Source organism: Mycobacterium sp. 1245805.9 (assembly GCF_001672915.1).
Classification (GTDB): domain Bacteria; phylum Actinomycetota; class Actinomycetes; order Mycobacteriales; family Mycobacteriaceae; genus Mycobacterium.
In genome coordinates this window covers 52,931-79,142 of record NZ_LZKR01000171.1, presented here as the reverse complement: position 1 = coordinate 79,142, position 26,212 = coordinate 52,931, and the positions used below count along the sequence as shown (strand labels likewise).

At 65.2% G+C, this 26,212-nt stretch carries 32 protein-coding genes and 1 pseudogene; 14 read left to right on the top strand and 19 right to left on the bottom strand.

Annotation, left to right across the window (positions count from 1 at the left end; genetic code table 11):
• A pseudogene (locus A9X00_RS31470) lies at nucleotides 1-664 on the top strand (hypothetical protein); the annotation flags it as partial.
• Here the strand turns inward: A9X00_RS31470 and A9X00_RS23560 are convergent.
• On the bottom strand, nucleotides 665-1,612 hold the full coding sequence (locus tag A9X00_RS23560; protein WP_156772255.1) for a hypothetical protein: 948 nt from the start codon (nucleotides 1,610-1,612) through the stop codon (nucleotides 665-667).
• A 232-nt stretch (nucleotides 1,613-1,844) separates the two neighbouring features.
• Here A9X00_RS23560 and A9X00_RS23555 point away from each other — a divergent pair, with 232 nt between their 5' ends.
• Both A9X00_RS23555 and A9X00_RS23550 read left to right on the top strand, forming a co-directional pair.
• Entirely contained in the window at nucleotides 1,845-3,032 is a 1,188-nt protein-coding gene (locus A9X00_RS23555; RefSeq protein WP_197515245.1) for an oxygenase MpaB family protein, read from the top strand.
• A 15-nt stretch (nucleotides 3,033-3,047) separates the two neighbouring features.
• On the top strand, nucleotides 3,048-3,281 hold the full coding sequence (locus A9X00_RS23550; protein WP_067158906.1) for a hypothetical protein: 234 nt from the start codon (nucleotides 3,048-3,050) through the stop codon (nucleotides 3,279-3,281).
• Here A9X00_RS23550 and A9X00_RS23545 read toward each other — a convergent pair.
• The 3 genes from A9X00_RS23545 to A9X00_RS23540 all read right to left on the bottom strand — a co-directional run bounded on the left by A9X00_RS23545 (nucleotide 3,278) and on the right by A9X00_RS23540 (nucleotide 5,950).
• The gene (locus tag A9X00_RS23545; RefSeq protein ID WP_156772254.1) at nucleotides 3,278-4,294 is read right to left on the bottom strand and encodes a hypothetical protein; all 1,017 of its coding nucleotides are present in this window, start codon (nucleotides 4,292-4,294) and stop codon (nucleotides 3,278-3,280) included. The two genes, A9X00_RS23550 and A9X00_RS23545, sit on opposite strands and share 4 nt — an antisense overlap.
• Nucleotides 4,295-4,669: 375 nt before the next feature.
• Nucleotides 4,670-5,128 carry an Hsp20/alpha crystallin family protein gene (locus A9X00_RS30185; protein ID WP_082975456.1) on the bottom strand — a complete coding sequence of 153 codons (459 nt, stop codon included), beginning with the start codon at nucleotides 5,126-5,128 and terminating at the stop codon, nucleotides 4,670-4,672.
• Nucleotides 5,129-5,383: 255 nt separating this feature from the next.
• Nucleotides 5,384-5,950, bottom strand: coding sequence for a hypothetical protein (locus A9X00_RS23540; protein ID WP_156772253.1), 567 nt, complete (start codon nucleotides 5,948-5,950; stop codon nucleotides 5,384-5,386).
• Between the two features lie 436 nt (nucleotides 5,951-6,386).
• On the opposite strand from A9X00_RS23540, the gene A9X00_RS30930 reads away from it, so the two are divergent.
• Both A9X00_RS30930 and A9X00_RS23530 read left to right on the top strand, forming a co-directional pair.
• Nucleotides 6,387-7,094, top strand: a complete 708-nt coding sequence (locus A9X00_RS30930) for a hypothetical protein (RefSeq protein ID WP_156772252.1) — start codon at nucleotides 6,387-6,389, stop codon at nucleotides 7,092-7,094.
• 154 nt (nucleotides 7,095-7,248) lie between these two features.
• The gene (locus tag A9X00_RS23530) at nucleotides 7,249-7,707 is read left to right on the top strand and encodes a hypothetical protein (RefSeq protein ID WP_156772251.1); all 459 of its coding nucleotides are present in this window, start codon (nucleotides 7,249-7,251) and stop codon (nucleotides 7,705-7,707) included.
• On the opposite strand, the gene A9X00_RS23525 is transcribed toward A9X00_RS23530, so the two are convergent.
• Both A9X00_RS23525 and A9X00_RS23520 read right to left on the bottom strand, forming a co-directional pair.
• The gene (locus A9X00_RS23525) at nucleotides 7,692-7,979 is read right to left on the bottom strand and encodes a hypothetical protein (RefSeq protein WP_067158898.1); all 288 of its coding nucleotides are present in this window, start codon (nucleotides 7,977-7,979) and stop codon (nucleotides 7,692-7,694) included. The genes A9X00_RS23530 and A9X00_RS23525 overlap by 16 nt on opposite strands.
• Nucleotides 7,976-8,830 carry a hypothetical protein gene (locus A9X00_RS23520; protein ID WP_156772250.1) on the bottom strand — a complete coding sequence of 285 codons (855 nt, stop codon included), beginning with the start codon at nucleotides 8,828-8,830 and terminating at the stop codon, nucleotides 7,976-7,978. The genes A9X00_RS23525 and A9X00_RS23520 overlap by 4 nt, the downstream gene beginning before the upstream one ends.
• Nucleotides 8,831-9,034: 204 nt before the next feature.
• Between A9X00_RS23520 and A9X00_RS32830 the strand changes: the two genes are divergently transcribed.
• Together A9X00_RS32830 and A9X00_RS23515 are read left to right on the top strand one after the other, a co-directional pair.
• Nucleotides 9,035-9,271 carry a type II toxin-antitoxin system HicA family toxin gene (locus A9X00_RS32830; protein ID WP_197515244.1) on the top strand — a complete coding sequence of 79 codons (237 nt, stop codon included), beginning with the start codon at nucleotides 9,035-9,037 and terminating at the stop codon, nucleotides 9,269-9,271.
• Nucleotides 9,272-9,934, top strand: a complete 663-nt coding sequence (locus tag A9X00_RS23515; protein ID WP_067158894.1) for a hypothetical protein — start codon at nucleotides 9,272-9,274, stop codon at nucleotides 9,932-9,934.
• Between the two features lie 180 nt (nucleotides 9,935-10,114).
• Here the strand turns inward: A9X00_RS23515 and A9X00_RS23510 are convergent, their stop codons facing one another.
• The 5 genes from A9X00_RS23510 to A9X00_RS32585 form a co-directional block, all read right to left on the bottom strand.
• Nucleotides 10,115-10,606, bottom strand: coding sequence for a hypothetical protein (locus tag A9X00_RS23510; RefSeq protein ID WP_232006908.1), 492 nt, complete (start codon nucleotides 10,604-10,606; stop codon nucleotides 10,115-10,117).
• 144 nt (nucleotides 10,607-10,750) lie between these two features.
• Nucleotides 10,751-12,517 (bottom strand): alpha/beta hydrolase, encoded by a 1,767-nt coding sequence (locus A9X00_RS23505; protein ID WP_067158892.1) that lies wholly within the window; start codon nucleotides 12,515-12,517, stop codon nucleotides 10,751-10,753.
• A gap of 89 nt (nucleotides 12,518-12,606) precedes the next feature.
• The gene (locus A9X00_RS23500; protein WP_067158891.1) at nucleotides 12,607-12,795 is read right to left on the bottom strand and encodes a hypothetical protein; all 189 of its coding nucleotides are present in this window, start codon (nucleotides 12,793-12,795) and stop codon (nucleotides 12,607-12,609) included.
• A 32-nt stretch (nucleotides 12,796-12,827) separates the two neighbouring features.
• On the bottom strand, nucleotides 12,828-13,439 hold the full coding sequence (locus tag A9X00_RS32590; RefSeq protein WP_067158890.1) for a type VII secretion protein EccB: 612 nt from the start codon (nucleotides 13,437-13,439) through the stop codon (nucleotides 12,828-12,830).
• Entirely contained in the window at nucleotides 13,439-13,666 is a 228-nt protein-coding gene (locus tag A9X00_RS32585) for a type VII secretion protein EccB (protein WP_304441572.1), read from the bottom strand. Before A9X00_RS32585 ends, A9X00_RS32590 begins: the two co-directional genes overlap by 1 nt.
• Nucleotides 13,667-13,809: 143 nt before the next feature.
• On the opposite strand from A9X00_RS32585, the gene A9X00_RS23490 reads away from it, so the two are divergent.
• The gene (locus A9X00_RS23490) at nucleotides 13,810-14,634 is read left to right on the top strand and encodes a cutinase family protein (RefSeq protein ID WP_067158889.1); all 825 of its coding nucleotides are present in this window, start codon (nucleotides 13,810-13,812) and stop codon (nucleotides 14,632-14,634) included.
• A 56-nt stretch (nucleotides 14,635-14,690) separates the two neighbouring features.
• The gene (locus A9X00_RS23485; RefSeq protein WP_082975454.1) at nucleotides 14,691-15,311 is read left to right on the top strand and encodes a cutinase family protein; all 621 of its coding nucleotides are present in this window, start codon (nucleotides 14,691-14,693) and stop codon (nucleotides 15,309-15,311) included.
• On the opposite strand, the gene truA is transcribed toward A9X00_RS23485, so the two are convergent.
• The 8 genes from truA to infA all read right to left on the bottom strand — a co-directional run bounded on the left by truA (nucleotide 15,308) and on the right by infA (nucleotide 20,026).
• Nucleotides 15,308-16,234 (bottom strand): tRNA pseudouridine(38-40) synthase TruA, encoded by a 927-nt coding sequence (gene truA, locus A9X00_RS23480; RefSeq protein WP_082975453.1) that lies wholly within the window; start codon nucleotides 16,232-16,234, stop codon nucleotides 15,308-15,310. The two genes, A9X00_RS23485 and truA, sit on opposite strands and share 4 nt — an antisense overlap.
• Entirely contained in the window at nucleotides 16,164-16,808 is a 645-nt protein-coding gene (rplQ, locus tag A9X00_RS23475) for a 50S ribosomal protein L17 (RefSeq protein WP_067158887.1), read from the bottom strand. The genes truA and rplQ overlap by 71 nt, the downstream gene beginning before the upstream one ends.
• Before the next feature lie 116 nt (nucleotides 16,809-16,924).
• Nucleotides 16,925-17,968 carry a DNA-directed RNA polymerase subunit alpha gene (locus A9X00_RS23470; protein ID WP_066933861.1) on the bottom strand — a complete coding sequence of 348 codons (1,044 nt, stop codon included), beginning with the start codon at nucleotides 17,966-17,968 and terminating at the stop codon, nucleotides 16,925-16,927.
• Nucleotides 17,969-18,100: 132 nt separating this feature from the next.
• Nucleotides 18,101-18,706 (bottom strand): 30S ribosomal protein S4, encoded by a 606-nt coding sequence (gene rpsD / locus A9X00_RS23465; RefSeq protein ID WP_067158884.1) that lies wholly within the window; start codon nucleotides 18,704-18,706, stop codon nucleotides 18,101-18,103.
• A 2-nt stretch (nucleotides 18,707-18,708) separates the two neighbouring features.
• Nucleotides 18,709-19,128 carry a 30S ribosomal protein S11 gene (gene rpsK / locus A9X00_RS23460; protein ID WP_067158883.1) on the bottom strand — a complete coding sequence of 140 codons (420 nt, stop codon included), beginning with the start codon at nucleotides 19,126-19,128 and terminating at the stop codon, nucleotides 18,709-18,711.
• Between the two features lie 6 nt (nucleotides 19,129-19,134).
• The gene (gene rpsM, locus A9X00_RS23455) at nucleotides 19,135-19,509 is read right to left on the bottom strand and encodes a 30S ribosomal protein S13 (RefSeq protein ID WP_066907568.1); all 375 of its coding nucleotides are present in this window, start codon (nucleotides 19,507-19,509) and stop codon (nucleotides 19,135-19,137) included.
• A gap of 149 nt (nucleotides 19,510-19,658) precedes the next feature.
• A complete protein-coding gene (rpmJ, locus tag A9X00_RS30175) occupies nucleotides 19,659-19,772 on the bottom strand; it encodes a 50S ribosomal protein L36 (RefSeq protein ID WP_003879483.1) in 114 nt (37 codons plus the stop codon).
• A gap of 32 nt (nucleotides 19,773-19,804) precedes the next feature.
• Complete coding sequence (gene infA, locus A9X00_RS23450) at nucleotides 19,805-20,026, bottom strand: translation initiation factor IF-1 (protein WP_003418601.1); 222 nt, start codon at nucleotides 20,024-20,026, stop codon at nucleotides 19,805-19,807.
• 251 nt (nucleotides 20,027-20,277) lie between these two features.
• On the opposite strand from infA, the gene A9X00_RS23445 reads away from it, so the two are divergent.
• From A9X00_RS23445 to rfbB, 5 genes are read left to right on the top strand one after another with little or no spacing between them, the layout of a single operon-like run.
• Nucleotides 20,278-21,954 carry an FAD-dependent oxidoreductase gene (locus A9X00_RS23445; RefSeq protein ID WP_067158882.1) on the top strand — a complete coding sequence of 559 codons (1,677 nt, stop codon included), beginning with the start codon at nucleotides 20,278-20,280 and terminating at the stop codon, nucleotides 21,952-21,954.
• Complete coding sequence (locus A9X00_RS32580) at nucleotides 21,951-23,441, top strand: ATP-binding protein (RefSeq protein WP_067158881.1); 1,491 nt, start codon at nucleotides 21,951-21,953, stop codon at nucleotides 23,439-23,441. The genes A9X00_RS23445 and A9X00_RS32580 overlap by 4 nt, the downstream gene beginning before the upstream one ends.
• 29 nt (nucleotides 23,442-23,470) lie before the next feature.
• Entirely contained in the window at nucleotides 23,471-24,301 is an 831-nt protein-coding gene (locus A9X00_RS23435) for an LLM class F420-dependent oxidoreductase (RefSeq protein WP_067158874.1), read from the top strand.
• A gap of 20 nt (nucleotides 24,302-24,321) precedes the next feature.
• Nucleotides 24,322-25,188, top strand: a complete 867-nt coding sequence (locus A9X00_RS23430; RefSeq protein WP_067158867.1) for an LLM class F420-dependent oxidoreductase — start codon at nucleotides 24,322-24,324, stop codon at nucleotides 25,186-25,188.
• Between the two features lie 28 nt (nucleotides 25,189-25,216).
• Nucleotides 25,217-26,212 (top strand): dTDP-glucose 4,6-dehydratase, encoded by a 996-nt coding sequence (gene rfbB, locus A9X00_RS23425; RefSeq protein WP_067158926.1) that lies wholly within the window; start codon nucleotides 25,217-25,219, stop codon nucleotides 26,210-26,212.

Below are 26,212 nucleotides of genomic sequence, written 5' to 3'. Positions count from 1 at the left end.
GCTGGCGCCGGAACACGTCGCTGAGTTCCGCCAGCAGCTTCTCGCCGCGCTCGCGGTCGGCGGCCGTCGGGCGGTGCACCAGCGCCACGCCGGGTGCCATCTGGGTGAAGGCCAACGCGACGTCGTCACCGGATCGCTCGACGATCCGCAGGGCATCCTCGGTCTCGCGCACCGCCCGACGGCCGCCGACCGCGAGCGCGGCGAGAAGCTGCTGGCGGAACTCAGCGACGTGTTCCGGCGCCAGCGACAAAACCTGGGCGAAGTGCCGATCGTCAACGCGTACGTGGCTCGGGAGCGGGCTCGCGCCGGAGATCGTGACGAGGCCGTATCGCTCGTGCGCGCCGCCGTCAACGATCTGTTCCGCGAGGGACAGCAGGTGTCCGGGGCCTGGGGTTTCGCGGGGACGGGTGTGCTGGTGGAAACGCTGCTGGACCGCGGGACCGAAGCCGACGTCGCCGAAGCCGAGGCCGCGATCGAGCGATTGGCGGCAATGCCGACCGACGGGTTGGCCATGCGCGACATCTGGCTGCTGCGACTGAAAGCCCTTGTGGCGCAGGCCCGCGGCGACGCCACCGCGTACGCGGACTTGAAGAACCGCTACACCGAGATGGCGAGATCGCTGGAGTTTGCCGGGCATATCGCCTGGGCGGAGGCGATGCCCTGATCAGGGCATGACCATCCGCGCCGCCGGCCCCATCCGCGGCAGCACCCGCAGCGAGCCCACCACGCCGGCGTGCCAGGCGTGCTCGGTGATGCCAAGACCGGTGAACGGTCGACCGTCGACAACCGTCTCAAATCGTGTCGCGGACTCCTGGATCACCAAACCCCTTTTCCACAAGCAAGATTGGGCGATGACGCGCCCGCGAATCTCGAGCCGCAAACCGCTGACGTCGGTGGCCACCATCCGCGAGGCGCAGGGAACCTGATGGCCGGACCACTCGTGGTCCACGGTCAACTGCGCCACCGCGTGGCAGGCGCCGTCGTGGAAGATGTAGCCGGTCGGGTAGGCGCGGCCATCTTCGAACAGGTGGGTGCAGTTCATCGTGAAGTCGGGGCTGAGCAGCACCGTGTTCCAGTCCCAGCGCTCGATCCGGCCCCACCGTCGGACGCCCCACGACTTGTCTCGCTGACCGAGGCCGTCGACCGGGTAGGAAGCGCCGTTGATTGTCACCCGGCCCGTGACCCACCCGGACTGCTCCATGTGAGTGTCGGCGATGCCCGACGGCAGGTACGCCCCGGGCGGCGCCTCGGCGTGGTAATCGAACGGCGCGTGCAGCGCGGTCCAGGTCAGGTCCACCTCGTGGCGGCCCTGAAGCGATAGCCGCCACTTCGACATCGGTTCGATCATCTGAAACTCCAGAGCCCCCACCTTCAGGTGGTCGGGAGCCGGGGTGCCGGCGTAGCGGGCGTGCAGCCTGGCGTAGCCGCCCTCGACACGGCCATTGCGCATCGTGTACAGGATCGCGTCGGCGGTGTGATTGCTGGGCCGATATCCGATACGCGCCAATCCCACCGCGTCCGACTCGGCGTCGAACCAACTGAAAAAGAAGCTTTCCTGCCAATCCGGGTGCGGCCCGGGCTCGTGCATGAATTCGTCATTGACGTCGACCATCGTGTCCATCCTCGCGAATCGGGGCCAAATAACACGGGTGCAAATTGGTGGCGACAAGAATCTAAAAAGAGTACGTGAAAACTATGCACCCCACCGTGTTACGGTCTCGGCGCCGATCGATAACTTCTTGGTGCGGCGCATCTGCTTTGGGCCGGCATCGCATCGCTTTTCTAACAATACTCATCGCAGATTGGGGCTTCGCCAACAGCGCAAAATCTGCAATGCTGTGCGCATGGCGGGCGCAAATGGAAGCTCCAGATGGACAAACAAAGACCTGAATCGCATCCGACAGGTGGGTGATGAGCGGGCCGACGACGTGGTCAAGAAAGTGTTTAAACGGGACGTCAACGAGGTCAATCGGATCATGCGGACGCTCGTCCGCAACGACCAGCCGGCGCCAACGGATTTGCCAAAGGAGCTCCGGGGCTACCTGAAAACTTCGCTATCCCTTCCCGATTGGGCCGACGCGGCCAAGATCAAGCAGGGACAGGAGGTGTTCGAGGAGTACGGGCTGTTCATCACGCTCTGCCTGTTCTGCGCGTCGCTCCCGTCGGCGTACGCGGACAGTGATGCCGTGAAGGTGCTGTACCTGACCGCCCAGCTGGACACGGATGCACGCCGGCGTGTGCTGGAGACCGGCCAGTTCCTGATCGACGTGTGCACCGTCGGCGGCCTCAATACAAACGGCAAGGGCCTGCGCGCCATCCAACACGTCCGCCTGATGCACGCCGCGGTGCGTCACCTGATCGAGGACCGCGCCGCTAAGCACCCCGGCATGTGGAATTACCGCGATTGGGGCGTACCGATCAACCAGGAGGACATGGCCGCGACCATCCTGTCTTTCTGGTATGTGGTCGGCGACCCGCTGCGAGCCCTCGGTGTGCCCTTGTCCCCCAAGGAGATCGACGCGTACCTACACCTTTGGACCGTCATCGGCCACCTGATGGGTGTGGTCGACGAGATGCGTCCGCACAACGCGACCGAGGCCAACGCGCTGCTGGACACCATCAAGCGACGGCGCTTCACGGCGTCACCCGAGGGGCAGCACATGACCCGCGCGCTCCTCGCGCTACTCGACCAACTCACGCCCACCCAGACTTTCGATAAGACGATCCCCCCACTGATCCGCCACCTGATCGGCGACAAAACCGCCGACCTGCTGCTGGTGCCGCCTTTGCATCACCGACGTGAACTCGAACAGCTCGCGCGGGTCGCCGACTGGTTCTCCACCAACGTCCTGAGCCTGATCGGCCGCGCCTTGCCGCGCTACCACTTCGTCAAGGAAATAGCCGAGGATTTCGGCCGCGAACTGTTGGAGACTGCTTTCGAGTTAGAGCGGGGTGGCGTGCGCGCGTCGTTCGACATGCCCGATCACCTCGCCCGCAGCTGGGAGGTTTCGAAGCCTTCGCGTCGTAAGTGACTCTGGCGCCGTTCGATGGGCGTGCGGCTGGAGTCCAAGCAGGGTCAGCTCAGGCTCGACCTCGGCGACATCGAGACGTTGACTCAGCCGGTGAATCCGAGCGGAGCCGTGTCCAGATGGCAGCAGATGTTCACTGCGCTGCCGGAAAAGGGCATCGCAGGTATCGAGATTTTCGACGATGAAATCGAGTTTACGTCGGTCGAGGGTCAGCGGCTCAGAGAGCCGCTCGGGATTACAGATGTCGACTAGGCGCTCGCAGCCCGGATTGTCTCCAATATCGACGTAACTGGCGGGTGTCCGTAGGCCGAGGAGAATGCCTTATCGGCGAAGAAGTCGACATTTGTTTGAATCAGACTCTCAGCCCTCTCGGCCCGCATCTCGAAGCTTGGAGGCTCGCAGGCGACGGGTGGCGGAAAATTGCTAACCTCATAAATGCGGACGCCTTCAGGATCAAATCGGATTCCCACGCCACCGAAGTACACATAGGGTCTCGCCTGCTCGTCCCTGACGAAGTCGACATCTAAGCCTAAGCCCCGGCACGTTTCGTAAAACAGCACATGAATGTCGTCGTCGTGCATGTCCACCGGTTCGGAAATAGCTTCTCGCATCGACTGCAGATAACCATAGCCGGATTCCAAGACGACGAGCGCACGTAGCGAGCGGTAAACCTGATTGTTGTCGGCGTCGGTTGAGACTACAAACACCTCGCTAAATTTTGACGCATTCAAAGCGGACTTAACGGAGTCGGACAAGAACACCCGACTGTCGTAAACTTCGTCCGCCTTCGGAGCCGAGCCATGCGTCCTGTCGTGGATGATCAGATTCACATGGGTTACACCCCGCACATACTCGCTGAACCGAGTTTCTTTGCGCCGGATTCGCTGCGCGAGAAGAGATGGCAATGAGGGCATGTTCGTAGTATTGATCATTACGACAGGAAGATTGGTGGCCTTCACGTTGCCGTCTTTATCACGCAGCGTGATAGGTCCGGTTTTCAGTACCTCGATATCGTCTCTATGCCTATGCGGCTTCCCATCCCAGAGTTCCTGCATGTATCCGTCGATGTTTTGCAGTCTGGCGTCGGATTCGGATTCGTAGACTTCAGTGATTTCCACACCGAACCCAGTTCCGTTCCCGTTGGGGGAAAGTACGAAGTCGGGCTCTTCCTGGTGCCGCACGGCACTGTATTGCTTCGTGTCATACACAACGCGGAGCAATGCACGCTCCACGTCCTTTGCCGTGTATGCGCGCTTCGTCGCCATAGTTACCATCCCTGGACTCTGCTGACACGAGTATTTCACCGTTGGACTATGCCACCAGCCACCGACACGACCAGTTCAAGAAAGTAGCTCCAGCTCCCAACGGACCAGGTCTAGCGCAGCTTGGGCCTCGGGGTCGTCAGGGTCGAACCCTTCGGCTCGGACCACTTCCGCCTCGACCGGGTCGAGGTGTCTGTGGGCGGCCGCTCCGCTGTGCCCGTCGCGTTCGTCGTTGTCCACGTTCGGTTAGACGCCGTTTGGTCTGATTCGGTTCCACCGCGTAGAGCAACGCGGTCCGGGCGCTGACTCCAAGTAGGGTGAACATCGCGCTCGAATGGTAAGGGAGCGCGTCGGCTCGCGATCCCCAGCTAGCGACCGCTACTCGATATTGATTATTTTCATATTGAGCGGCGATGATGAAGCCGACGATGCTGCTACAGAAACACTGAGAATACCGTCGCCGTACGTCGCTTTAATGTTGGCACGGTCTATGCTTACTGGGAACCGAACGGTGCGCGCTAACCTACCATAAAAGAATTCGGAGTGACCGGTCGCTTCTTCTTCATCTTGAGACCGCTCAACTTCGATCATAAGAAATGTGCTCGTGGCTGTCATTTTAATGTCGTCGCGGCGGACGCCAGGAATTTCAGCTCTGATTTCGTAATGATCATCTTTTAGACGAATCTCAACTGGAATAGGCTGCGGCTGAGCCTCCTCTTGGGCCGCCGGAAAAACTCTGCGCCTGTGCATAACACCATCTATGTATGCTTCGAGTATCGACGGGGGGACATCTGGGTACTGCTCGACCGCCCACAGCAGGCTCTCGGGAAAAGGCACGTCGTACCGTGACCGCCCATACGAAGGCCTTCCGTACCCAGCGGGCGGAACTCCGTACCTAGATAGTATGTACGGGAGGGCGAGGCCGTGTGGTCTCACGCGAACCGGGTCATAATCTGGCAAAGGGTCCGGGAACGGGAGTATCGGCGGAGTAACTGGCTGCTCGCCTGGCTGAGGTTGTTGCGGGTCTGCGTCCGGTTGATCGCTCAATGATGCTCCAATGCGTCAGCGATTAGCCCACAATTTCTACGTTGTTCAGCCTCGAAGCCAAACTAGCACTATCCACACGGTCAACTGCAACGCCCCGCATGTGATCGCTGTGATGTACAGCCGTTGTGTCCACTTCAGTTTGCCGTCGTTCTTATCGACCGCCCGATCATTGTATATCGCAAGATCACGATAGAAGTGGGCCTCACTCTCAATTGGGCTCACCTGCCGCTCGATCGTTCCGGTAATGATCGTCTGCGCGCTAGCGGTGGCGCCGATTTTTGTAAACTTCGGCCGCAACAAAACAGTCGCACAACCAATCGTGATACCCATAAACGCGGTGCCGACGCTTGCCAGAAAGAAGAAAAGATCATCTCGACTCCCGGGGGCGTTGAGGCTCGATCCCACAAGGAAAGCTGTCGCCGAGCCGACAAAAGCCAGATAGCTGACAATTCTTTGCCTGATGTTCGACAGCTCGTCAACTTGGTCTTTTAGCGCTCGAACAGACTCTTCGAACGCTACCTTGTACATATTCGTCTTGTCGGTGTAGGGGTTCGCCACCTGCCTACCACCGCCCTGCGCAGTCGATGCGCTTCGTGTCGGTTCGGTAGTCATCTCGCCTCGACCTGTCCTAAGAGTGCACGTCCCAAAGCAGCGTTGTGCGGCACCACACCGCCAACGATACCGGGGCCTCATCGGTTTGCCTGCCCCAAGCCGTCATTGCCACCTCATCACTCGTCAAGACCAATCGGCACATACCCGCGAAGTGCGACGCTTGTTGATCTTCGACTGGCCCCGGTGATGGCCCGAACGTACTCGTCCGCCAGCAGGGCTAGTCGTCATCACCGACGCGATGGGGTGTTTATGCCATGCCGCTTGCTTGGACTGCGCATCGGCTTGAGGAGCTGGCGCTGGGGCTCGACGAATCTGTTCCCGCAGACAGTTCACGGGGCGCAGAATAAGAAGCCGCGGAAGGGTCGCATTTCAAAATGCGACCCTTCCGAACGGCTAAGTCACAGCTCCGCGGAGCTGTGACTTCGAGGAGACAGATATGACCTCAAGCGACGACAACCAGGAACCTCCCACTGCTATCGGGGCGGGCGGTGAGCCGACCACCGTCGTACCGCCTATACCCACAGACCTTCATGCAGATCTGCCGGAAAGTGCAGGGGCCCCGGGGTTCGCGTGGTCGTCCGAGGAGCCCGAGACCGAGGCGCTGAGTCAGCCGTGGCGACCAGCATGGCGGCAGGCTGTCGTGATCGCCGCGTGCGGCCTGGCGCTGGCGATCGCGATCGGTGTAGCGGTGTTCGTCGCCGAGCAGGCGAGCCAGCGCAAGGGACCGCTGGTTCCATCGGCCCCGCCGTCCGCCCCGCTCCCTGCCGCGGCGCTTCCGCCAATCTCGTCGTCGGCGCCGTCGACAATCGCCGCTCCTGCGCCGCCCGTGACATCGACCGTGACGGTGGTCGCTCCGCCCTCGGCGGCCGCTGGGCCTGCGCCGCCGACACAGGGCATGTTCGCTATCTGTCCCTCAGGACATTCAGGAGTGGCCACGACGGTCACGTCATGCGCGTTCGCTGACAACGTGCGCAGGGCCTATCTAGTCCAGGGCGGCCCCGGAGTTGTGGCCTATTCCCCGGTCACCGGAGACACCTACACCATGGAATGCATCGGCGGGTTCACTGCGCATCTGAGCGACGGCCGAGCGGTGCAAGCCGCCCGGTGCACGGGCGGTAACAACGCCGTCGTGCTGGTGTGGTGAGCGAGACGAGGAGTGTGATCCGATGCCGCTGATACTGCCGCCTCAGCGAGCGTGGCGCGTTGCTCGCGTGCTTTGCGATCGGATGCCGTCATCGACACGCAGTAGCACGGGGAGGTACCTCCCTAAGTGAAGGTCAGGCAAATACGATCCTGGGGTGCCTGACATTGGATCGGCGCTGGTTTCTGGTGGCGCGGCTCTCATCGGCGCGCTGATCGGCGCGTTGAGCGCCCAGGTGGCGGCGCGCAATACCCGAGAATCTGATCGGCGAAAGAAGTGCGTGGACAGGATGCTCGCCGCGATCACCCAGCTTGACAAGGCATATGCCGAATGGGTCACCGCGGCGGCCTCGAATCCGAGCGATCCGACCAATCCCACGGTCGACGTGCCTCTACACGGTGCGCTGCGCGCGTACAACCAGGCGGTGCAGATGCTGCATATCGGATTGCTCCGGAACGCCGCTACGCGCTACCGAGAGCAACTCACCGAGTTCTACCTGATGTACGGGCAGCCGCGTGATCCGCTCGACACCGCGAGGAATGTCCCGACGCTTCAGGAGCTCAACGACGAGCACATAAGACTGTCGGAGAAACTACGCGACTACGAGCGGACCTGAAGCCGGTTCGCGACGTTATATACCCTGGCGCGTTCACGCAGGTAGCCGGCGAACTCCTGATCAGAAACGCCGGTGATATCAAGCCGCCGTGCATGTCGGTCCACCAGAATTGTTCGCACGATTTCGTCGGCGAACGACGCGGCTCCCGCGATCAACGAATCGCATTGCAAACGCACCACTGTGCCCGACAGGTCAACAGGGACCTGAGTGAGGATTTGCTGCGCGCGCGGGCGAGAGCCGGCCAACACCGGTGCCTCTAATGAAACCGTCACGTCCCAACCTCCCTCGGCTGCGGCTTGAGTCCAGCGTAGATCACCGTTCCCGGGAAGGCAGCGTTTGCCTCGCGACACTCAAGGGTCCCGCCGGAACTGCGCCCGGTCGCGTCACCACTCCATGCCAGCAGCCGGCCCTGGTGCCTCCCGACGCGCTTGTGAAGGTCGTCGAGCCCGGTTCCGCGACCAGGTACGCCCGTTCCCGACACTGTTCGTTCGAAAGCCATCATCATTGCATCAACGGATCCGCTCACCCAGTGGTTCCGGCTCAGCGTGTATTCGAATCCGTCCCCGGCGTCTGCCACGGCGAAGGTGATCAGGCCGTCGTTGTTTGGCATGACCTGCATCGCCGCCCATCCGCCGGCGGCCCCGCTGTGTTCGGCGACGTTGCTGACGACCTCAGACACTCCCTTGAAGATCGACGCAGCGTCCTGTTCGCTGCTGCCAGCGGCGCGGAGCGCCTGGAAAAGGCGTTCGGCGAGGTCGTCGCCGCTACTTGCGTCGAAGCGGTGCAACTCCAACAATCGGTGACCCCTATCCCATTCGTTCACGCGCGGCAGGCGCACGTCCGGGCAGAACTCCGCTAGACACTCGCCCAGGTGCATGCGAGACATGTAGCGGCAAACATCTTCTCGCCGGGGTGCGACAAATCTGACAGACCGTCCGCAGGCTACGGCGTCCTCGGCGACAGCTGCGATAGTCGCCAGGCCCATGGCATCGATGAACTTCACCTTCCACAGGTCAATCGTCACCGCATCGGCATCCGCGGGGGTGCTCCAGCTCCACCCACCGAGCGTGGCAGCCGTGAAGTCCCGCAGGTAGTCGGCACCGGGAGGCGGGCGCAGATCCACCGCTAAATCATGGCACCGCTGCGGCGGCGCAAAGACGAGCCCCACGCCCGTGGGGCGATCTGAGGGTGTAGGCATACTGCGGCGGTATTTGAGGCGTTCACATTGTCGGCAGTCATCGCGTACCGTCAAAAAGCCGCAAGGCGGATGAACGAGCATTAACGAGGTGTCAGCACTGGTCGAAGACGAGAATCAGGACGCGCACTGGTGGGAAAGCGGTTTCCTTCGCTCAAGACCGAGCAACTCGAAGCGATCGTGCGTGAGCACTGCATATTTATCCGCCGAGGGAAGGGTAGTCACCGGATCTACGAGAATCACGAAGGCCGCCGCTTTCCGCTTGACTTCCACGCGGGTGATGAGGTTAATCCAATACTCGTGCGGCGAGTCCTGCTCAGGGACGTAGGATTAACGCTTGAGCAGGCAGAGCAGGCAGTAGGCATCTAGATGGTCGAGCAGGTCATTTACGCGCGCGATACCAGATATCAGCCGCTGTATCAGTACTACTCGTTGCCGACGTCGTGCGTCGGCGGCGCCCCAACGATGCCTGCAGCGCGGGCCTCCTACCACGCAGCCTTGGCCGACGTGCTCGGGGTCGACGAGGCCCACCTACCAAAGATCGTCGAACACGTCGAAATACCTGTTGTCAACGATATCTGGCTTCGCACGGTGCTGGACGAGCGCGGCGGTCGAGAGCGAAATCGCGGGTATCTCTTACTGCAGGATGTACTTCCGCGCCTTGACGATGTGACGCTGAAGGAATTTCACGATGCGGTGACCTCGACCGGTGCACCCGTGCTCGTTCTAGTCCTTCCCGACGATCCGATGTCTTTGGTCCTCGATCAAATGTCCGTGTTTGATGCAGTGTGGGTAGCATTTCCGACACCTGAAGGGGTGTCATGGGCGGCACTATATCGAGCGATGGCCGGTGGCGTTCAAGCTTCAGATGAGGGTCCTCTCGACGCTAATCTGGTGCGCGACATGAGCGTTCGAGATTTTATGGAAAATTTTGTGAGGTCAACCGCCGACGGGGTAGACGTCGAGCTCGGCCCTCACGGCGCCACGAGGATTGAGCGACCCGCTCGCGCTAAGCAGGTAGTCGTTAGCTGACAGGGAACACAACGAAATGCTTCCGGACCGACTTTAGTTGTGCGCCGACTAAGCTGGACCCCCCACGGCGGGCTAGGCAAGTCTAGGCATGTCTTGGCGCAGTAAGGCTCGGCATGGCCTGGCGGGGGCTTAGTGCGCAGTGCGCGTGTGCCACATTTGGACGATTTATCTGCCAGGCCATCATTCTGCGGTGAGAATCGTTGGAAAGGGGTTGCGGTCATTGGGGATGTCGGGTGGGAAGCATGGCGAAATGCCTTGGAGGCTGGGGGCATAGCCGGGCTTGGAGCGCGCCATGATTTGCAGGATGTAGCCGTCGGGTGCGTAGCCGAAGCGGTTGGGTTTGTAGAAGCCGTCGCGTTCGTAGACGTACCAGCCCCAGCTTTTCCAGATGTCGCCAGTCTTGGCGATGAGAGCGTCGGAGTCAGTGCCCGGTGGAAGTGTCAGATCTCCGTTTGTTGCTAACTCCATCGGCGAGGTACCGCTGGTGGTGTCCTTACACGGGCCGACTGTGGCACCGCTGCTGTAGCGGCTGGCGTCCAGGGTTATGCCCGGCGGAAGCGCCTGCAGGGTCTTCTTTAGGTATCCGATCACCGTGTCCTGTGCCTGCTGCTGGGTTGTGGGAATCGCGGGCTGCACCTTCCATCCCGGTGGCGGCGGTGGTTTGGATTCCATGGTTGGTCCTCCCAGTGGGGTGGCGCCGGTTGGTGTGGGCGGTCCGAGCGGGTTGTTGTGGCTGCAGGCGACGACACTCACGACGATCACGAGGGCTGCCGCTAGTGCGGCTATTGGTGGTCTGCTGACGTGCATCATTGGTGCTCAGTGTCCTCCATCGTTGGGGATGACGTTTGGCGGCGGGACGCCAGCGATCACCGCGCCCATATTCAGTAGACCCGGGTTTCCTTCGCTCCAATAGCTGCTGTGGGCTTCGACGCTGGGCGTTAATCCGATCGGGTCACTGCTGGGGCCGGGCGACGCGAATAATCGTGCGCCGCCGAACTCTTGGGCCGCGGGGTCATGCCCGAGGGTCAGGTCGGTCACCACTTCGATGATGTCGTTGCGTGCCCTCATCCCGTAAACGGTGGCACCGGGATCAAGGCTTAAGTCGCTGGCGTGATGCGAGAGCATCCCGGGGCTACCGACCCCGATGACGTTGTTGGCGTCGAGGTGGTGCCCGCCGGTTGCGGCTGCACCGACAACCGTTGAGCCGTAGCTATGTCCAATCACGGTGTCGATCGACGGCGCTCCCACGTGAGATGCCCGCATCCCGCTTTCGAACGAATCGAGAGCCGCTGCGCCGGCATGGGCGCGATCGGGGGATGCAGCTTCGAAAAGATTCATCGGCCGGTCGTAGCCCATCCAGGTAGTGACCGCGACATCACCCGGTTTCAGATCGGGGTCTGCGGCCATCGCGGCGTTGTACATGCGCAGGGACTTTAGATCGCTGCCCTCGAAGGTGGGCATGTCTTGGCCGGTGCCGGGGACAAAGAGCGCGTTTCGTTTGGCGTAGTCGGGATTTCCGATGGCCACAGCGGCGTGGCCTTTGTCATCGATGAGGCCGAGATAGCGCTTCACGCCGTCGTTGCGGTTCAGGGTCGCTTGCACCGTCTTGTAGCCGTCGAGGCTGTGTCTGGCAGCCAACAGTTGTGGTCTGAGCGCGTTGAGTTCATCGGTGGTGGCTTGGCTGTGGTCGCCCATGTACAGCTTGTTGAGGAGGTCGTTGGCACGGCCTTGCATTCGGTCGACGTCGGCTTGGGTGCGCTGTTCCAAGGATGTCAGTTCCAGCCGGTTGTAGTGGTCCTTGCCGAGGTGGTCTGGCGGGTCCCACGGCATTCCAGGATGGTTGGCGATGAACGGATTCTGTTGAAATTCAGCATCTTTCTGCTCTGGTGTGAGGGCGTTCCAGGCTTGGGTGAACTGCTGCGGGTCATCCGGCAGCGCCGGCACTGGTGACTGTGGCCCTTCGACTGCTTGGATATTCGCGGGGTCGTATCCCTCAGCGCGCAGGCTAGCCATCGAGTTCTGCAGCGTGGCCGAGTAGCCGTTGCGAGTCGCCTCAAGCTGGCCTACCGCGGCCTTGGTGTCGCGGATGGCGTCATCTTCGCAAGTGGTGATGAAGGCATTGAGTGCGTCCCTGTCAGCCGGGCTGAGGTTGGGGTTCTTTTCCATCTCGACGGCTTGGCCGATGAGGTTATCGAGTTCCTCTAATTGAGCTTCGAGAGTTGCGATCTGCCCAGCTGCATTCTTTTGCGCCTCCGCCAGTGCGGCGGCAATGTTTTCGAGGTCGGCCCCGATCTTGGGCAGCTGCAGGGACTGGGCGCCGAGAGACTGGACGGTCCGCTGCACTTCAGCAGAGTCGTTGATCGGGTGGTCGCCATCCTGGTGGTTCCAGGCCGCATCGAAGCGGGCGCGGGCTTGCTCGAACGCGGCGTCGGCCTCGGCAGTGCATCGGCCCGCTGCGTGAAAGGCTTCGGCCAGGTTGGAAATCTGCAACGGCTGGCCGACCTGCAGGCTCTGACTAATCGCCCACGGATCACCGCCGGCTTCAGCGATCAGTGCTGGGACGCTTATGTAGCGGAGCTGCATCGCACCGCCCGCAACTGCTTTGCGGTGCCGCGCTCATCCACGTTCGTGAAAAACAAACAGCGCTACCCCTCTTGAGCCGATGAACAACGCTACAACGCCGCCACTCTTTGCGAGGCTGATGCCGAGCATGGCCGCAGCGCGGCCGCGGTGACCTCCGCTCGCTCGGTGAGCAGCTGGTCGAGGTGCGCGGTGGACGGCGCGCAGCCAATTTCGCGGGCCACGCGCCACACACGGCTCAGCAGTCGAAGCTCGCCATCGATGGTCTCGACGTCACGCATTGCATGCAGCCTAGGGCCCGTCCATGCGTGCGTCACTTCACCGAACCGATGCGGACGCCCCGCCCGCAAGAACGTTGTCCGATGAATGACCGACGGTGCTTTGTGGGGTTATTCGAGGACGTGGCTGGTGTGCCGAACCCCAACACCCGCGCCAGATGCATATATAGCTCAGCGCCCCAGGTGTGGCGGCAAACAAAGCGCGTACAGCCAATCTCAGTGATGATCTGCAGCGCCGGGACATGCACGCGCACAAGCGCGGTGTCAGCGAGGTCCACCACGGCTCGCTGCCCGTTGTAGAGCAGGTAGGCCGGCGAACCCGATGCGGGCGTGACCAGCAGGTGGTCGGTGCCGAGACGACCCACCGATGATCCCTCACCGGCCCCCACGACGACCGTCGTCGCGCCGGTGTTGTCCGTATCGCAGATCGTCCAGGCCGACTCGGCCGCCGGCAGCGGTTCGCCCAGGAGCTGGGGCGCGCCCGGAATGCCAAGCAGCGGGCCGCGTTTGGTGCGCGCCAGATCCGATTCGCGCACCGGCTGCGGGTTTTCGGGCATCGCCGCGATCAATCTCGCCGAGGCCAGGTTCAGCACGGGATGCCAGGTGTCGCCCACGCGCACGTACAGCGCCCCGGATTGCTGCCCCATCACGATCCGGGGCCCCACCGAGGTCCGCGTGCTGCCGCAGCACACCCGGCAACGCCCAGCCCAGCAGCGCGATGGCCGCCAGCAGGCACCCGGCCGCGAGCGACGCCATCGGCGTCGGGCACGGGCCCCTTCGGGGTGTGGATATCCCGGCCCAGCAACGCGCACTCGAGGCGGCGCAGCAGAAATCGGTGAGCGCTGATTTGCAGCCAGGTCGTCGGCTGGCGCAACTGCGAACGGTCCAAAATACCCCCGGCAAATTTGTGGAATCCGTCTCCCCGGTTCCAGTTAAGCCGCTGGTAGGCGGAGGGCGCAGCGGTTATCCACAGGCCGGCGAATTTCGGTCTTTGCTGGCTGCGGGTAATATTTCGGCGTGTCTTCCCACCGTTTAATTCGCTGGGTGGGCCCGGGGGTTTCTGCAGTGTTCACCACCGCCGGCCTGCTCATGTCCCCACCCGCTATGCCGGTCGCGGCCGCCGATGACTGCCCGAACGTCGAGGTCATCTTCGCCCGCGGCACCAACGAGCCGCCCGGCATGGGCCGCGTCGGCGACGCGTTCGTCGACGCGCTGAAGCAGGACACCCCCGGCCTGACGTATGACACCTACGGGGTGAACTACGCGGCCAGCAAGCTGCAGCTGCACGGCGGCGACGGCGCCAACGACACCATCAACCGCGTCAAGGCGGCCGTGGCGAAGTGCCCGAACGTCAAGATCGTGCTGGGCGGCTACTCGCAGGGCGCGTCGGTGATGGACATCGTCGCCGGCGTCCCGATCGGCGGCATCAACTGGGGCAACTCGCTGCCGCCGGAGTACGCCAAGAACATCGCGGCCGTCGCCACCTTCGGCGACGTAGCCGACCGCGCCGGCGGTTCGCTTCCCGTCGCGAGCGCCCTGCTGGGGTCCAAGGCGATCGACCTGTGCAACCCGGAGGACCCGATCTGCCACGCGGGGCAGGGCAACGAGTGGAGCGGCCACACCGAGGGCTACGTCCCCCTGTACACCACGCAGGCCGCGTCTTTCGTCGCATCCAAGCTGATGGCCGGGTCCTACCCGCAGACGCCGGGTTACGGCCCGCAAACCCCGGGCTCCGTCCCGTCGGTCCCCGGCCCGTCGGTGCCCGGAACCGTGCCGTCGCCGAACGCGCCCGTCACGCCCAACACCCCGGACACACCGAATCCTCAAGCGCCGCTTGTCTAAATCGTTATCGGGGCTTGATTTTGGGCCCGTAGCCTCGTCGTGTGAGGCTTATCCGCTTGGGGCTGACCGTCGCATTCCTTGCGGCGGTCGCGGTTTTCGTCGTCCCGAAGCTGTTGCCGCTGGCCTCGGCGGCGTGCCCGGATGTCGAGGTGGTGTTCGCCCGGGGCACCGACGAGCCGCCGGGCGTCGGGAAGGTCGGCCAGGCCTTCGTGTCCTCGCTGCGCCAGGACACCCGCAAAAGCGTTGGCTCGTACGGGGTTAACTACCCGGCCAACAAGGACTTCCTGGCCGCGGCGGACGGCGCGAACGACGCCAGCAACCACATCCAGCAGATGGCCCGCAATTGCCCCAACACCAAAGAGGTGCTCGGCGGGTACTCCCAGGGCGCGGCCGTCATCGACATCGTCACCGCCGCACCGCTTGCCGGCTTCGGCTTCCGCCAACCGCTGCCCGCGGACGCCGCCAATCACGTCGCCGCCGTCGCCCTGTTCGGCAATCCGTCCGCCCGCGCGGGCGGCCTGATGAGCGCCCTGACCCCCGATTTCGACGGCAAGACCATCGACCTGTGCAACACCGGCGACCCGATCTGCTCCAACGGCAACAAATGGAGCGCACACCTGGGCTACGTGCCCGGATTGACCAACCAGGCCGCGAGTTTCGTCGCCAGCCGCGTCTAGTCCCGGCGCGGCGTGCGCAGGTCCCGCGTGATCAAGATCCGCGCGGCCAGTTCGTCGTCGGGCGGGTAGTCGACACCGATCAGCGTCAGCCCGTGCGCCGGCGCGGCGGCGAAGTCGCTGGACCGGTCGGTGGCAGACAGCAATTCGCGGCACCATGAGGTGGGGCGGCGCCGCTCGCCGACCGACAGCAGCGCCCCGACCAGCGAGCGCACCATGGACCAGCAGAAGGCGTCGGCACTGACGTGCGCGGTGATCAGGTCGCCGTCGCGCGACCAGTCCAGCCGCTGCAGGTCGCGGATGGTGGTCGCACCTTCCCGCTGTCGGCAGAACGCGGCAAAGTCGTGCAGCCCCACCAGGTCTCGCGATGCCGCGGCCATCGCGTCGACGTCCAGGTCGCGTGGCCAGGCGGTGACGTAGCGCGCCACCTGTGGCTCCACGCCGTAGGGCGCCGTCGAAAGCCGGTACTCATAATGGCGGCGCAGCGCCGAGAACCGGGCGTCGAAACCCTCGGGGGCGCGGGCGATTTCGAGCACCCGCACGTCGGTGGGCAGGAACCGGCCGAGCCGGCGCACCAGCGGTAGGAACTCCGGTTCACCGGGGCGCGGCGAACGGGGGTAGGCGTTCGGCAGCGCGTCGGCGGCCTCGTCGACGTGGGCGACCTGCCCGGTGGCGTGGACCCCGGTGTCGGTGCGCCCGGCCGCGCGCAGCCGGACCGGAACGCGGAAGACCGTCGTCAGCGCCTCATCGAGGACGCCGGCGACGGTCCGCTGCCCGGCCTGGGCTGCCCAGCCGGCGAATTCCGTTCCGTCGTAGGCGATGTCAAGCCGCAGACGGACCTGAAAATCCGGGTCGCTAACTCTCGTCAGCCTCGTCGTCCGCCTCGGCGGCCTCGGCCTCGGCCCGCGCGGCCACGGCCTCGTCATGCTTCTCCTCGGCCTTGGCCTCGGCCTCCGTGGCCTCGTCCTGGGCTTCGGTGGCCTCCGTGGCCTCCGTGGCCTCGGACTCGACGGCGTCATCGGCCGTCGGACCCTCCGCCGCCTCGGGCTCGACCGCGGCCTGCGGCGCCGCCGCTGCCGCCACCGGTGCCGCCTTCTTCGACGCCTTCACCCGGCGCGCGCGGTCGGCCTCCGACGTCACCGTCTTCTCCCGCACCAGCTCGATCACGGCCATCGGGGCGTTGTCGCCCTTGCGCGCCTCGACCTTGATGATGCGGGTGTAACCGCCGTTGCGGTCGGCGTAAAACGGCCCGATCTCCGCGAACAGGGCGTGCACCACGTCCTTGTCGCGGATCTTTTTGAGAATCTCGCGGCGGTTGTGCAGCGTGCCCTTCTTGGCGTGCGTAATCAGCTTCTCCGCGTAGGGTCGCAGCGCCCGCGCCTTGGGCTCGGTCGTCTTGATCCGGCCATGCTCGAACAGCGACGTGGCCAGGTTGGCCAGCAGGGCCTTCTGGTGCGAGGACGACCCGCCGAGGCGAGGGCCCTTGGTGGGCTTGGGCATTGCGACTATCTCCTAAGTGGGGCCGACCCCCGTATCAGGTAGGGCCGGGACGGACTTCAGTTGTTGTGTCCGGTTCCTCAGCGGCCGCTGCACGGCCGCATCGTCACCGGACGGCCTTACAGCTGTTCGGTTTCCGCGTAGTCCTGGTCGTCGTAGGCAGCCTCGGTGGACCAGGTGCCGGTGGCGACGTCGTAGCCCGCGACCTCCGACGGGTCGAAGGTGGCCGGGCTGTCCTTGAGCGACAGGCCCAGCTGGTGCAGCTTGACCTTCACCTCGTCGATGGACTTCTGACCGAAGTTGCGGATGTCGAGCAGGTCGGACTCGGTGCGGCTGACCAGCTCGCCGACGGTGTGCACGCCCTCGCGCTTGAGGCAGTTGTAGGACCGCACGGTCAGGTCCAGGTCATCGATCGGCAGGGCGAACGACGCGATGTGGTCGGCCTCGGCCGGCGACGGCCCGATCTCGATGCCCTCGGCCTCGACGTTGAGTTCGCGTGCCAGGCCGAACAATTCGACCAGCGTCTTGCCGGCCGACGCCAGCGCGTCGCGGGGGGTGATCGAGCTCTTGGTCTCCACGTCCAGGATCAGCTTGTCGAAGTCGGTGCGCTGCTCGACACGGGTGGCGTCCACCTTGTAGGTGACCTTCAGCACCGGCGAGTAGATGGAATCGACTGGGATGCGGCCGATTTCGGCGCCCGACGCGCGGTTCTGCACCGCCGGAACGTAGCCGCGGCCGCGCTCGACGACGAGCTCGACCTCGAGCTTGCCCTTGTCGTTCAGGGTCGCGATGTGCATGGCGGGGTTGTGCACGGTCACACCGGCAGGCGGCACGATGTCACCCGCCGTGACTTCGCCCGGGCCCTGCTTGCGCAGGTACATGGTGACCGGCTCGTCCTCCTCCGAGGACACGACCAGGCCCTTGAGGTTCAGGATGATGTCGGTGACGTCTTCCTTGACGCCGGGCACGGTGGTGAACTCGTGCAGCACACCGTCGATGCGAATGCTGGTGACGGCCGCGCCGGGAATCGACGACAGCAGCGTGCGCCGCAGCGAATTGCCCAGGGTGTAACCGAATCCGGGCTCCAGCGGTTCGATGACGAACTGGGACCGGGTGTCGGTGACGATTTCCTCGGACAGTGTGGGTCGCTGTGAGATCAGCATGGTGTTTCTTCTTCTCCTTCTCGGCACCCGCTATTTGATGCCGCTGTGTTGCTCCTGCGTCGACCCGCTGCGCCCGGCTTCGCCGCGCTTGCGATCGCCGCAGGGTTTCGAGCCGGGCGGCCCGAAAGTTCTTTACTTCGAGTAGTACTCGACGATCAGCTGTTCGGTCAGCGGCACGTCGATCTGCGCGCGCTCGGGCAGCTGGTGGATGAGGATGCGCTGGCGCTCCCCCACCACCTGCAGCCAGCTCGGGATTGGGCGGTCGCCCGCGGTCTCCCGCGCGATCTGGAACGGCACCGTGTTCAGCGACTTGTCCCGCACCTCGATGATGTCGTACTGCGACACCCGGTAGCTGGGGACGTCGACGCGCACGCCGTTGACCGAGAAGTGGCCGTGGGTGACGAGCTGGCGGGCCATCCGTCGGGTGCGCGCCAGGCCGGCGCGGTAGACGACGTTGTCCAGCCGGCTCTCGAGGATGCGCAGCAGTTCCTCACCGGTCTTGCCGGGCTGCCGCACGGCCTCCTCGTAGTAGCGGCGGAACTGCTTTTCCATCACGCCGTAGGTGAAGCGGGCCTTCTGCTTCTCCTGCAGCTGCAGCAGGTATTCGCTCTCCTTGATCCGCGCGCGGCCGTGCTGGCCGGGCGGGTAGGGACGCTTCTCGAAGGCCTGGTCGCCACCGACGAGGTCGGTGCGCAGCCGGCGCGATTTGCGGGTGATGGGTCCGGTGTAACGAGCCATGACTAAACCCTCCGTCGCTTCGGTGGCCGGCATCCGTTGTGCGGCTGCGGGGTGACGTCGGAGATCGCGCCGACCTCCAGGCCCGCGGCCTGCAGCGACCGGATCGCCGTCTCACGGCCCGAGCCCGGGCCCTTGACGAACACGTCGACCTTGCGCACGCCGTGCTCCTGGGCCTTGCGCGCCGCGTTCTCGGCGGCCAGCTGCGCGGCGAACGGGGTCGACTTGCGCGAGCCCTTGAAGCCGACGTGACCCGACGACGCCCAGGCGATGACGTTGCCCTGCGGGTCGGTGATCGTCACGATCGTGTTGTTGAACGTGCTCTTGATGTGCGCGGCGCCGTGCGGAATGTTCTTCTTTTCCCGCTTGCGGGTCTTGTGCTGCCCCTTCTTCGGGCCTGCTGCTGCCTTCTTTGCTGGTGGCATCGGGTTCTACCTGGCCTTCTTCTTGCCTGCGATGGTGCGCTTGGGACCCTTGCGGGTGCGCGCGTTGGTCTTGGTGCGCTGGCCGCGCACCGGCAGGCCGCGGCGGTGCCGCAGGCCCTGGTAGCAGCCGATCTCGATCTTGCGGCGGATGTCGGCCTGCACCTCCCGGCGCAGGTCACCCTCCACCTTGAGGTTCGCCTCGATGTAGTCACGCAGGTGGGTCACCTGGTCATCGGTGAGGTCCCGCGTGCGCAGGTCCTTGTCGATGCCGGTGGCGGCCAGGATTTCGTTGGCGCGGGTACGGCCGACGCCGAAGATGTACGTCAGCGCGATCTCCATCCGCTTGTCGCGCGGGAGATCGACGCCTACTAGTCGAGCCATAGGTGGCGTTTCCTCTTTTTCTAAGCGGAGGTCTGATCCCAGCCCGTTCCCGATGTCATCGGGGTCCGGCCTCCGTCCGGACGTGGATGAGCGACGTACTCGCTCAGTGGTGCTGGGAGGTCATCATTTAGTTGTTCAGCAGGTCGCCGCTAACCCTGGCGCTGCTTGTGGCGCGGATCCGAGCAGATCACCATGACCCGCCCATGCCGACGGATCACCCTGCACTTGTCGCAAATCGGCTTCACGCTGGGGTTGACCTTCACGGCTTTTCGATCCTGTTCTCGTCGTTCGTTGGTTACTTGTACCGGTACACGATGCGGCCCCGGGACAGGTCGTAGGGAGACAACTCCACCACCACCCGGTCCTCGGGCAGGATGCGGATGTAGTGCTGCCGCATCTTGCCGCTGATGTGGGCGAGCACCTTGTGGCCGTTCTCCAGCTCAATGCGAAACATCGCATTGGGCAGGGGCTCGACCACGCGGCCCTCGACCTCGATGGCGCCGTCCTTCTTGGCCATACTTGTCAGAAATCCTCGTCATTCGTTTCGTTCGCTTTAGCGCCCGTGTCGGCGCGAAATACACACCGACTTCGAACGTGAGCCGGTGACAGGAAATTCCTAGGGACTGGGCACACAAAAAGTCGGCGCGGAAACCGCACCGTTGGTCAATGCTACCTGGTAATGGGCCCTACCCAAAATCGCTGCCAGAGAAATCCAGCCGGTCCGCACGACCTGCCGAACCGCGCCTGACGAGCGCATACTTGACGGCGATGAGCAGCCCCGCAGACACTACCGCAGAGCCCCGCAAACCCGTCCTGCTGACCGTCGACGACGACCCCTCGGTCTCCCGCGCGGTCGCGCGCGACCTGCGCCGCCAGTACGGCGACCGGCACCGGATCGTGCGCACCGAATCGGGCCCCGACGCGCTGGAGACGCTCAAGGAGCTCAAGCTGCGGGGCGAGACCGTCGCGGTGCTCATCGCCGACTACCGGATGCCGCAGATGAGCGGCATCGAATTCCTCGAACAGGCGATGGACCTGTACCCGGCGGCGCGGCGGGTGCTGCTCACCGCCTACGCCGACACCCACGCCGCCATCGACGCGATCAACGTCGTGGACCTCGACCACTACCTGCTCAAACCGTGGGACCCGCCGCAGGAGAAGTTCTATCCCGTCATCGACGGGCTGCTGGACGCCTGGCGGGCGGCGCCCGAACACCCCATCCCGCACACCAAGGTGATCGGGCACCGCTGGTCGGAGCGGTCCTGGCAGGTGCGCGACTTCCTGGCCCGCAACGGGCTGCACTACTCGTGGTTCATGGCCGACGATCCCGACGGCGAGCGGCTGCTGAAGGCCGCCGGGGCGGACTGCCTGCGGCTTCCGGTCGTCGTCACCGAGCGCGGCGACACCCTGGTCGAACCGACCGACGCCGAGCTGGCCGACACCCTGGGCCTCACCACGACGCCGTCGCAGGAGTTCTACGACCTGATCGTCATCGGCGGCGGGCCGGCGGGCCTGGCCGCCGCCGTCTACGGCGCGTCCGAGGGGCTGCGCACGGTGCTGATCGAACGCACCGCGACGGGCGGGCAGGCCGGCCAGAGCTCACGCATCGAGAACTACCTCGGCTTCCCCGACGGGGTGTCGGGCGGCCAGCTGGCCGAGCGCGCGCGCCGGCAGGCCGAGAAGTTCGGCGCGGAACTCATCACCGCCCGCACCGCGACGGCGCTGGAGGTGAACGGTTCCAAGCGCACCGTGCGGTTCGCCGACGGCGGCTCCATCGACGCCCACGCGGTCATCCTGGCCACCGGCGTCGCCTACCGCCAGCTGCCCGCCGAGGGCTGCGGCGAGCTGACCGGCCGCGGCGTCTACTACGGGGCGGCCGTCTCCGTCGCGTCCGAATGCGCGGGCGAGGAGGTCTACGTCGTCGGCGGGGCCAACTCCGCCGGGCAGGCCGCGATGTACCTGTCCCGCGAGGCCAAGTCGGTGACCATCGTGGTGCGCGGCCCGTCGCTGGAGGCCTCGATGTCCTATTACCTGATCCAGCAGATCGAGCAGCGACCCAACATCACCGTGCGCACGTGCACCGAGGTGCGCCGCGCCGTCGGGGATGACCACCTGCAGCGGCTGACCCTGGTCGACAACAGGACCGGGGACACCGAGGACGTCACCTGCGCGCGGATGTTCATCTTCATCGGGGCCGCGCCGCGCACCGAGTGGCTGGACGGCGTGGTCGCCCGCGACGACCACGGCTTCATCCTGACCGGACCGGACCTGCGCAACGTGTGCGGCTGGACGCTGGACCGGCCGCCGCACCACCTGGAGACCAGCGTCCCCGGCGTCTTCGCCACCGGCGACGTCCGGGCGGAGTCCGCCAAACGCGTCGCCGCCGCCGTCGGCGAGGGATCGATGGCGGTGATGCTGGTGCACCGCTACCTCGCCGAATCATGACCGAGACGCCGTGCGCGCCCAGCGAGCTGCGCACCCTCTTCCTGTTCGAGGCCCTCTCCGACGAGCAGCTCGAAGCGTTGTGCGCCAGCGGGCACATCGAGGAGTACCAGCCCGGGCCGATCTGCGTCGAGGGCGAACCGGCCACCTGCCTGTACGTCCTGATCGAGGGCGAGCTGGCGATGTCGAAGCTGTCCGGCGGCCAGGAGATCGAGACCAACCGGACCTCGCAGCGCGGGGTCTACTGCGGCGCGTGGCGGGCGTTCACCGGAAACCTGCAGCACCAGAGCTACGACGCCAGCGTCTACGTCACCAGGCCGTCGCGGTTCTTCGTGCTCGACGCGCCCGCGTTCGCCCGGTTCATGCAGGACCAGTTCCCGATGGCGGTTCACCTGCTCGACGGGATGTCCGTCGGCCTGGAGCGCACCCGCCGGATCATCGACAACCGGGAGAAGCTGCTCGCGCTCGGCCAGCTGTCCGCCGGGCTGACCCATCAGCTGAACAACCCGGCCGCCGCCACCGTCCGCGCGGCCTCCGAGTTGCGTCAACGGGTGGCCGGCATGCGCCAGAAACTCGCCATGCTCGCCGACGGGACCGTCACCCCCGAGGCCCTGCGGGCGCTGGTGCGGCTGCAAGAAGAGGTCGCCGACCAGGTGGCCAAATCGGCGTCGGCGAACATGACCGCGATCGAGACGGCCGACCTGGAGGACGCGGTCGGCGAATGGCTGGAAGACCATGGCGTCGAGGACGGTTGGGACATCGCCCCGACGTTCGTCGAGGGCGGCATCGACACCGATTGGCTGGAGCGCATCGCGGCGGCGACCGACGAACTCGGATCATCGACCTCGCTGGAGAAGGCCATCCGCTGGCTGACCTACACCGTCGAGGGCGAGCTGCTGCTGAACCAGCTCCTGGAGGCGAGCAAACGGATCTCGGCGCTGGTCGCCGACGCCAAGCAGTATTCGCAGATGGACCGCGCCCCCTTCCAGGTGGCCGACGTCCACGTACTGCTGCACAGCACGCTCACGATGTTCGCCGACCGGTTGGGCCCGCATGCCAGCGCCGACGCCAAAATTCAGGTGGTCAAGGAATTCGACAAATCGCTTCCCCAAATCCCTTGCTACCCAGGCGATCTCAATCAGGTGTGGACCAACATCATCGACAACGCGCTCGCCGCGATGGGCGACGGTCCCGGCACCCTGACCATCCGCACCGGCCGGCAGGGCAACATGGCGCGAATCGAGATCTGCGACACCGGGCCGGGGATCCCCGACGACGTGCGGGAGCGCATCTTCGAACCGTTCTTCACCACCAAACCGGTCGGGGAAGGCACCGGCCTGGGGCTGGACCTGGCGTTCAACATTGTCGTCAAGAACCATCGCGGCGACCTGCGCGTGGAATCGGTTCCGGGTGACACGCGCTTCATCGTGCTGCTGCCGCTGGACCCGCCGCCGGCGTCAGACATGGACGGGCCGGACCTCCCGGAATAGCCGCATCACCCGCCCGGTTGGGAACAACCATGACCAAGCCCAACCTCGGCCGGTTCGGATCGTTCGGACGCGGCGTGACGCCCCAGCAAGCCAAAGAAATCGAATCCCTGGGTTACGGGGCCGTCTGGGTGGGCGGCTCCCCGCCGGCCGAGCTGGCCTGGGTCGAACCAATCCTGGAGGCGACGACCACCCTGCAGGTGGCCACCGGCATCGTCAACATCTGGACGGCGCCCGCCGGGCCGGTGGCCGAGTCGTTCCACCGCATCGAGGCGGCCTACCCCGACCGCTTCCTGCTGGGCATCGGCGTCGGGCACCGCGAGGTCATCGGCGAGTACCAAAAGCCCTACGACGCCCTGGTCAACTACCTCGAGCAGCTCGACGAGCACGGCGTGCCCGCAGACCGGCGGGTGGTGGCGGCCCTGGGCCCCCGGGTGCTGAGGCTGGCGGCCGAACGCACCGCCGGGGCGCACCCCTACCTGACCACCCCCGAGCACACCGCGCAGGCCCGCGAACTGATCGGCCCCTCGGCGTTCCTGGCGCCCGAACACAAGGTGGTGCTGACCACCGACCCGGAGCAGGCCCGCGCCGTCGGCCGCAGGGCGCTCGACATGTACTTCAACCTGGCCAACTACCGCAACAGCTGGAAGCGGCTGGGCTTTTCCGAGGAGGAAGTCACCCGCCCGGGCAGCGACCGGCTGGTCGACTCGGTGGTGGCCTACGGCACGCCGGAGCAGATCGCGGCGCGGCTCAAAGAGCACCTCGACGCGGGCGCCGACCACGTGCCCGTGCAGGTCCTCACCAAGGATGAAAACCTGGTCTCGGCGCTGGCCGAATTGGCGGGGCCGCTCGGACTGAGCTAGCGGACGCGAGGGGGATCTGGATGAGCGAGGCAGTTGCACTGAAACCCGACCTGGGGCGGTTTGGCGTCTGGCTGGGCACCCGCTCGATCTCGCCCGACCTGGCCGCCGAGATCGAGGCGCTCGGGTACGGCGCCGTCTGGGTCGGCGGCTCGCCCGACGCGGAACTCGCCTGGGTCGAGCCGGCCCTGGAACGGACGAGCTCGCTGCAGCTGGCGACCGGCATCGTCAACATCTGGTCGGCGCCGGCACCGGCGGTCGCCGACTCGTTCGCCCGCATCGAGGGCGCCCACCCGGGCCGGTTCCTGCTCGGCATCGGGGTGGGCCACCGGGAGCACACCGAGGAGTACGTCAAGCCATACGACGCCCTGGTCGGCTACCTCGACGCCCTCGACGCCGCGATGGTGCCCACCAGCCGGCGGGTGCTCGCGGCGCTCGGGCCGCGGGTGGTGCGGCTGGCGGCCGAACGCGCCGCCGGCGCGCACCCATACCTGACCACGCCCGAACACACGGCCAAGGCGCGCGAACAGGTGGGCGGGTCGGTGTTCCTCGCACCGGAGCACAAGGTGGTGCTGTCCACCGACCCCGAGGACGCGCGCGCGATCGGCCGGCGGACCGCCGACTTTTACCTGAAGCTGAGCAACTACGTGAACAACTGGCAGCGGCTGGGGTTCACCCAGGACGATGTCCGCAGCCCGGGCAGCGACAGGCTGATCGACGCGGTGGTGGCCCATGGCACCCCGGAGGACATCGCGCGGCGTCTCGGTGAACATTGCGAAGCGGGCGCCGACCACGTGGCGATCCAGGTGCTGGGGACGGCCAACGACGAGGCGCTGGTGTCGGCGCTTCGCGAGCTGGCCGGCCCATTGGGGCTAACTCCCCCAAACTGATAACCCCGCTCGGTTAGGGTGTGTGACCATGCGATTGCTGGTCACCGGGGGCGCGGGCTTCATCGGCGCGAATTTCGTGCACAGCACGGTGCGGGAGCATCCCGAGGATTCCGTGACGGTGCTCGACGCCTTCACCTATGCCGGGCGGCGCGAGTCGCTGGCCGACGTCGAGGACGCAATCACGGTGGTGAAGGGCGACATCGCCGACGCCGCGCTGGTCGCGGCGCTGGTCGCCGAGTCCGACGCGGTCGTGCACTTCGCCGCCGAGACCCACGTCGACAACTCCCTCGAAGACCCGTGGACGACCCTGCAGACCAACGTGGTCGGGACCTTCGCGATCCTGCAGGCGGTGCGGCGCCACGACGTCCGGCTGCACCACGTCTCCACCGACGAGGTCTACGGCGATCTGGAGCTCGACGAGCCCAGCCGGTTCACCGAGTCGACGCCCTACAACCCCTCGAGCCCCTACTCGGCGACGAAGGCCGCCAGCGACCTGCTCGTCCGGGCCTGGGTGCGGTCCTACGGCGTGCGCGCAACGATCTCCAACTGCTCGAACAACTACGGCCCGTATCAGCACGTCGAAAAGTTCATCCCGCGCCAGATCACCAACGTGCTCACCGGGCGCCGCCCCAAGCTGTACGGCGCGGGCGCCAACGTTCGGGACTGGATCCACGTCGAGGACCACAACAGCGCGGTCCGGCGAATCCTGGAAAAGGGCGAGAACGGCCGGACCTACCTCATCGCCGCCGAGGGCGAGCGCGACAACCTGACCGTCATGCGCGCGATCCTGCAGGCGCTGGGACGCGATCCCGACGACTTCGACCACGTCACCGACCGCGTCGGCCACGACCTGCGGTATGCGATCGACCCGACGATGCTGTACAACGAATTGGGTTGGACGCCAAAGCATGCCAACTTTGAGGAAGGCCTGCGCGCCACCATCGACTGGTATCGCGCGAACGAGTCATGGTGGCGGCCCCTCAAGGAGGCCACCGAGGGCCGCTACGAGGAACGGGGTCAGTGA

Coding starts and splice junctions, on each gene's coding strand:
- A9X00_RS23560 (WP_156772255.1), bottom strand. CDS start 1,612: ATGGTCGACGTCAATGACGAATTCATGCACGAGCCCGGGCCGCACCCG.
- A9X00_RS23555 (WP_197515245.1), top strand. CDS start 1,845: ATGGCGGGCGCAAATGGAAGCTCCAGATGGACAAACAAAGACCTGAAT.
- A9X00_RS23550 (WP_067158906.1), top strand. CDS start 3,048: ATGGGCGTGCGGCTGGAGTCCAAGCAGGGTCAGCTCAGGCTCGACCTC.
- A9X00_RS23545 (WP_156772254.1), bottom strand. CDS start 4,294: ATGGCGACGAAGCGCGCATACACGGCAAAGGACGTGGAGCGTGCATTG.
- A9X00_RS23540 (WP_156772253.1), bottom strand. CDS start 5,950: ATGACTACCGAACCGACACGAAGCGCATCGACTGCGCAGGGCGGTGGT.
- A9X00_RS30930 (WP_156772252.1), top strand. CDS start 6,387: ATGACCTCAAGCGACGACAACCAGGAACCTCCCACTGCTATCGGGGCG.
- A9X00_RS23515 (WP_067158894.1), top strand. CDS start 9,272: ATGGTCGAGCAGGTCATTTACGCGCGCGATACCAGATATCAGCCGCTG.
- A9X00_RS23510 (WP_232006908.1), bottom strand. CDS start 10,606: ATGGAATCCAAACCACCGCCGCCACCGGGATGGAAGGTGCAGCCCGCG.
- A9X00_RS23505 (WP_067158892.1), bottom strand. CDS start 12,517: ATGCAGCTCCGCTACATAAGCGTCCCAGCACTGATCGCTGAAGCCGGC.
- A9X00_RS23500 (WP_067158891.1), bottom strand. CDS start 12,795: ATGCGTGACGTCGAGACCATCGATGGCGAGCTTCGACTGCTGAGCCGT.
- A9X00_RS32590 (WP_067158890.1), bottom strand. CDS start 13,439: ATGGGGCAGCAATCCGGGGCGCTGTACGTGCGCGTGGGCGACACCTGG.
- truA (WP_082975453.1), bottom strand. CDS start 16,234: ATGACGAGGCCGTGGCCGCGCGGGCCGAGGCCGAGGCCGCCGAGGCGG.
- rplQ (WP_067158887.1), bottom strand. CDS start 16,808: ATGCCCAAGCCCACCAAGGGCCCTCGCCTCGGCGGGTCGTCCTCGCAC.
- A9X00_RS23470 (WP_066933861.1), bottom strand. CDS start 17,968: ATGCTGATCTCACAGCGACCCACACTGTCCGAGGAAATCGTCACCGAC.
- rpsD (WP_067158884.1), bottom strand. CDS start 18,706: ATGGCTCGTTACACCGGACCCATCACCCGCAAATCGCGCCGGCTGCGC.
- rpsK (WP_067158883.1), bottom strand. CDS start 19,128: ATGCCACCAGCAAAGAAGGCAGCAGCAGGCCCGAAGAAGGGGCAGCAC.
- rpsM (WP_066907568.1), bottom strand. CDS start 19,509: ATGGCTCGACTAGTAGGCGTCGATCTCCCGCGCGACAAGCGGATGGAG.
- infA (WP_003418601.1), bottom strand. CDS start 20,026: ATGGCCAAGAAGGACGGCGCCATCGAGGTCGAGGGCCGCGTGGTCGAG.
- A9X00_RS23445 (WP_067158882.1), top strand. CDS start 20,278: ATGAGCAGCCCCGCAGACACTACCGCAGAGCCCCGCAAACCCGTCCTG.
- A9X00_RS32580 (WP_067158881.1), top strand. CDS start 21,951: ATGACCGAGACGCCGTGCGCGCCCAGCGAGCTGCGCACCCTCTTCCTG.
- A9X00_RS23435 (WP_067158874.1), top strand. CDS start 23,471: ATGACCAAGCCCAACCTCGGCCGGTTCGGATCGTTCGGACGCGGCGTG.
- A9X00_RS23430 (WP_067158867.1), top strand. CDS start 24,322: ATGAGCGAGGCAGTTGCACTGAAACCCGACCTGGGGCGGTTTGGCGTC.
- rfbB (WP_067158926.1), top strand. CDS start 25,217: ATGCGATTGCTGGTCACCGGGGGCGCGGGCTTCATCGGCGCGAATTTC.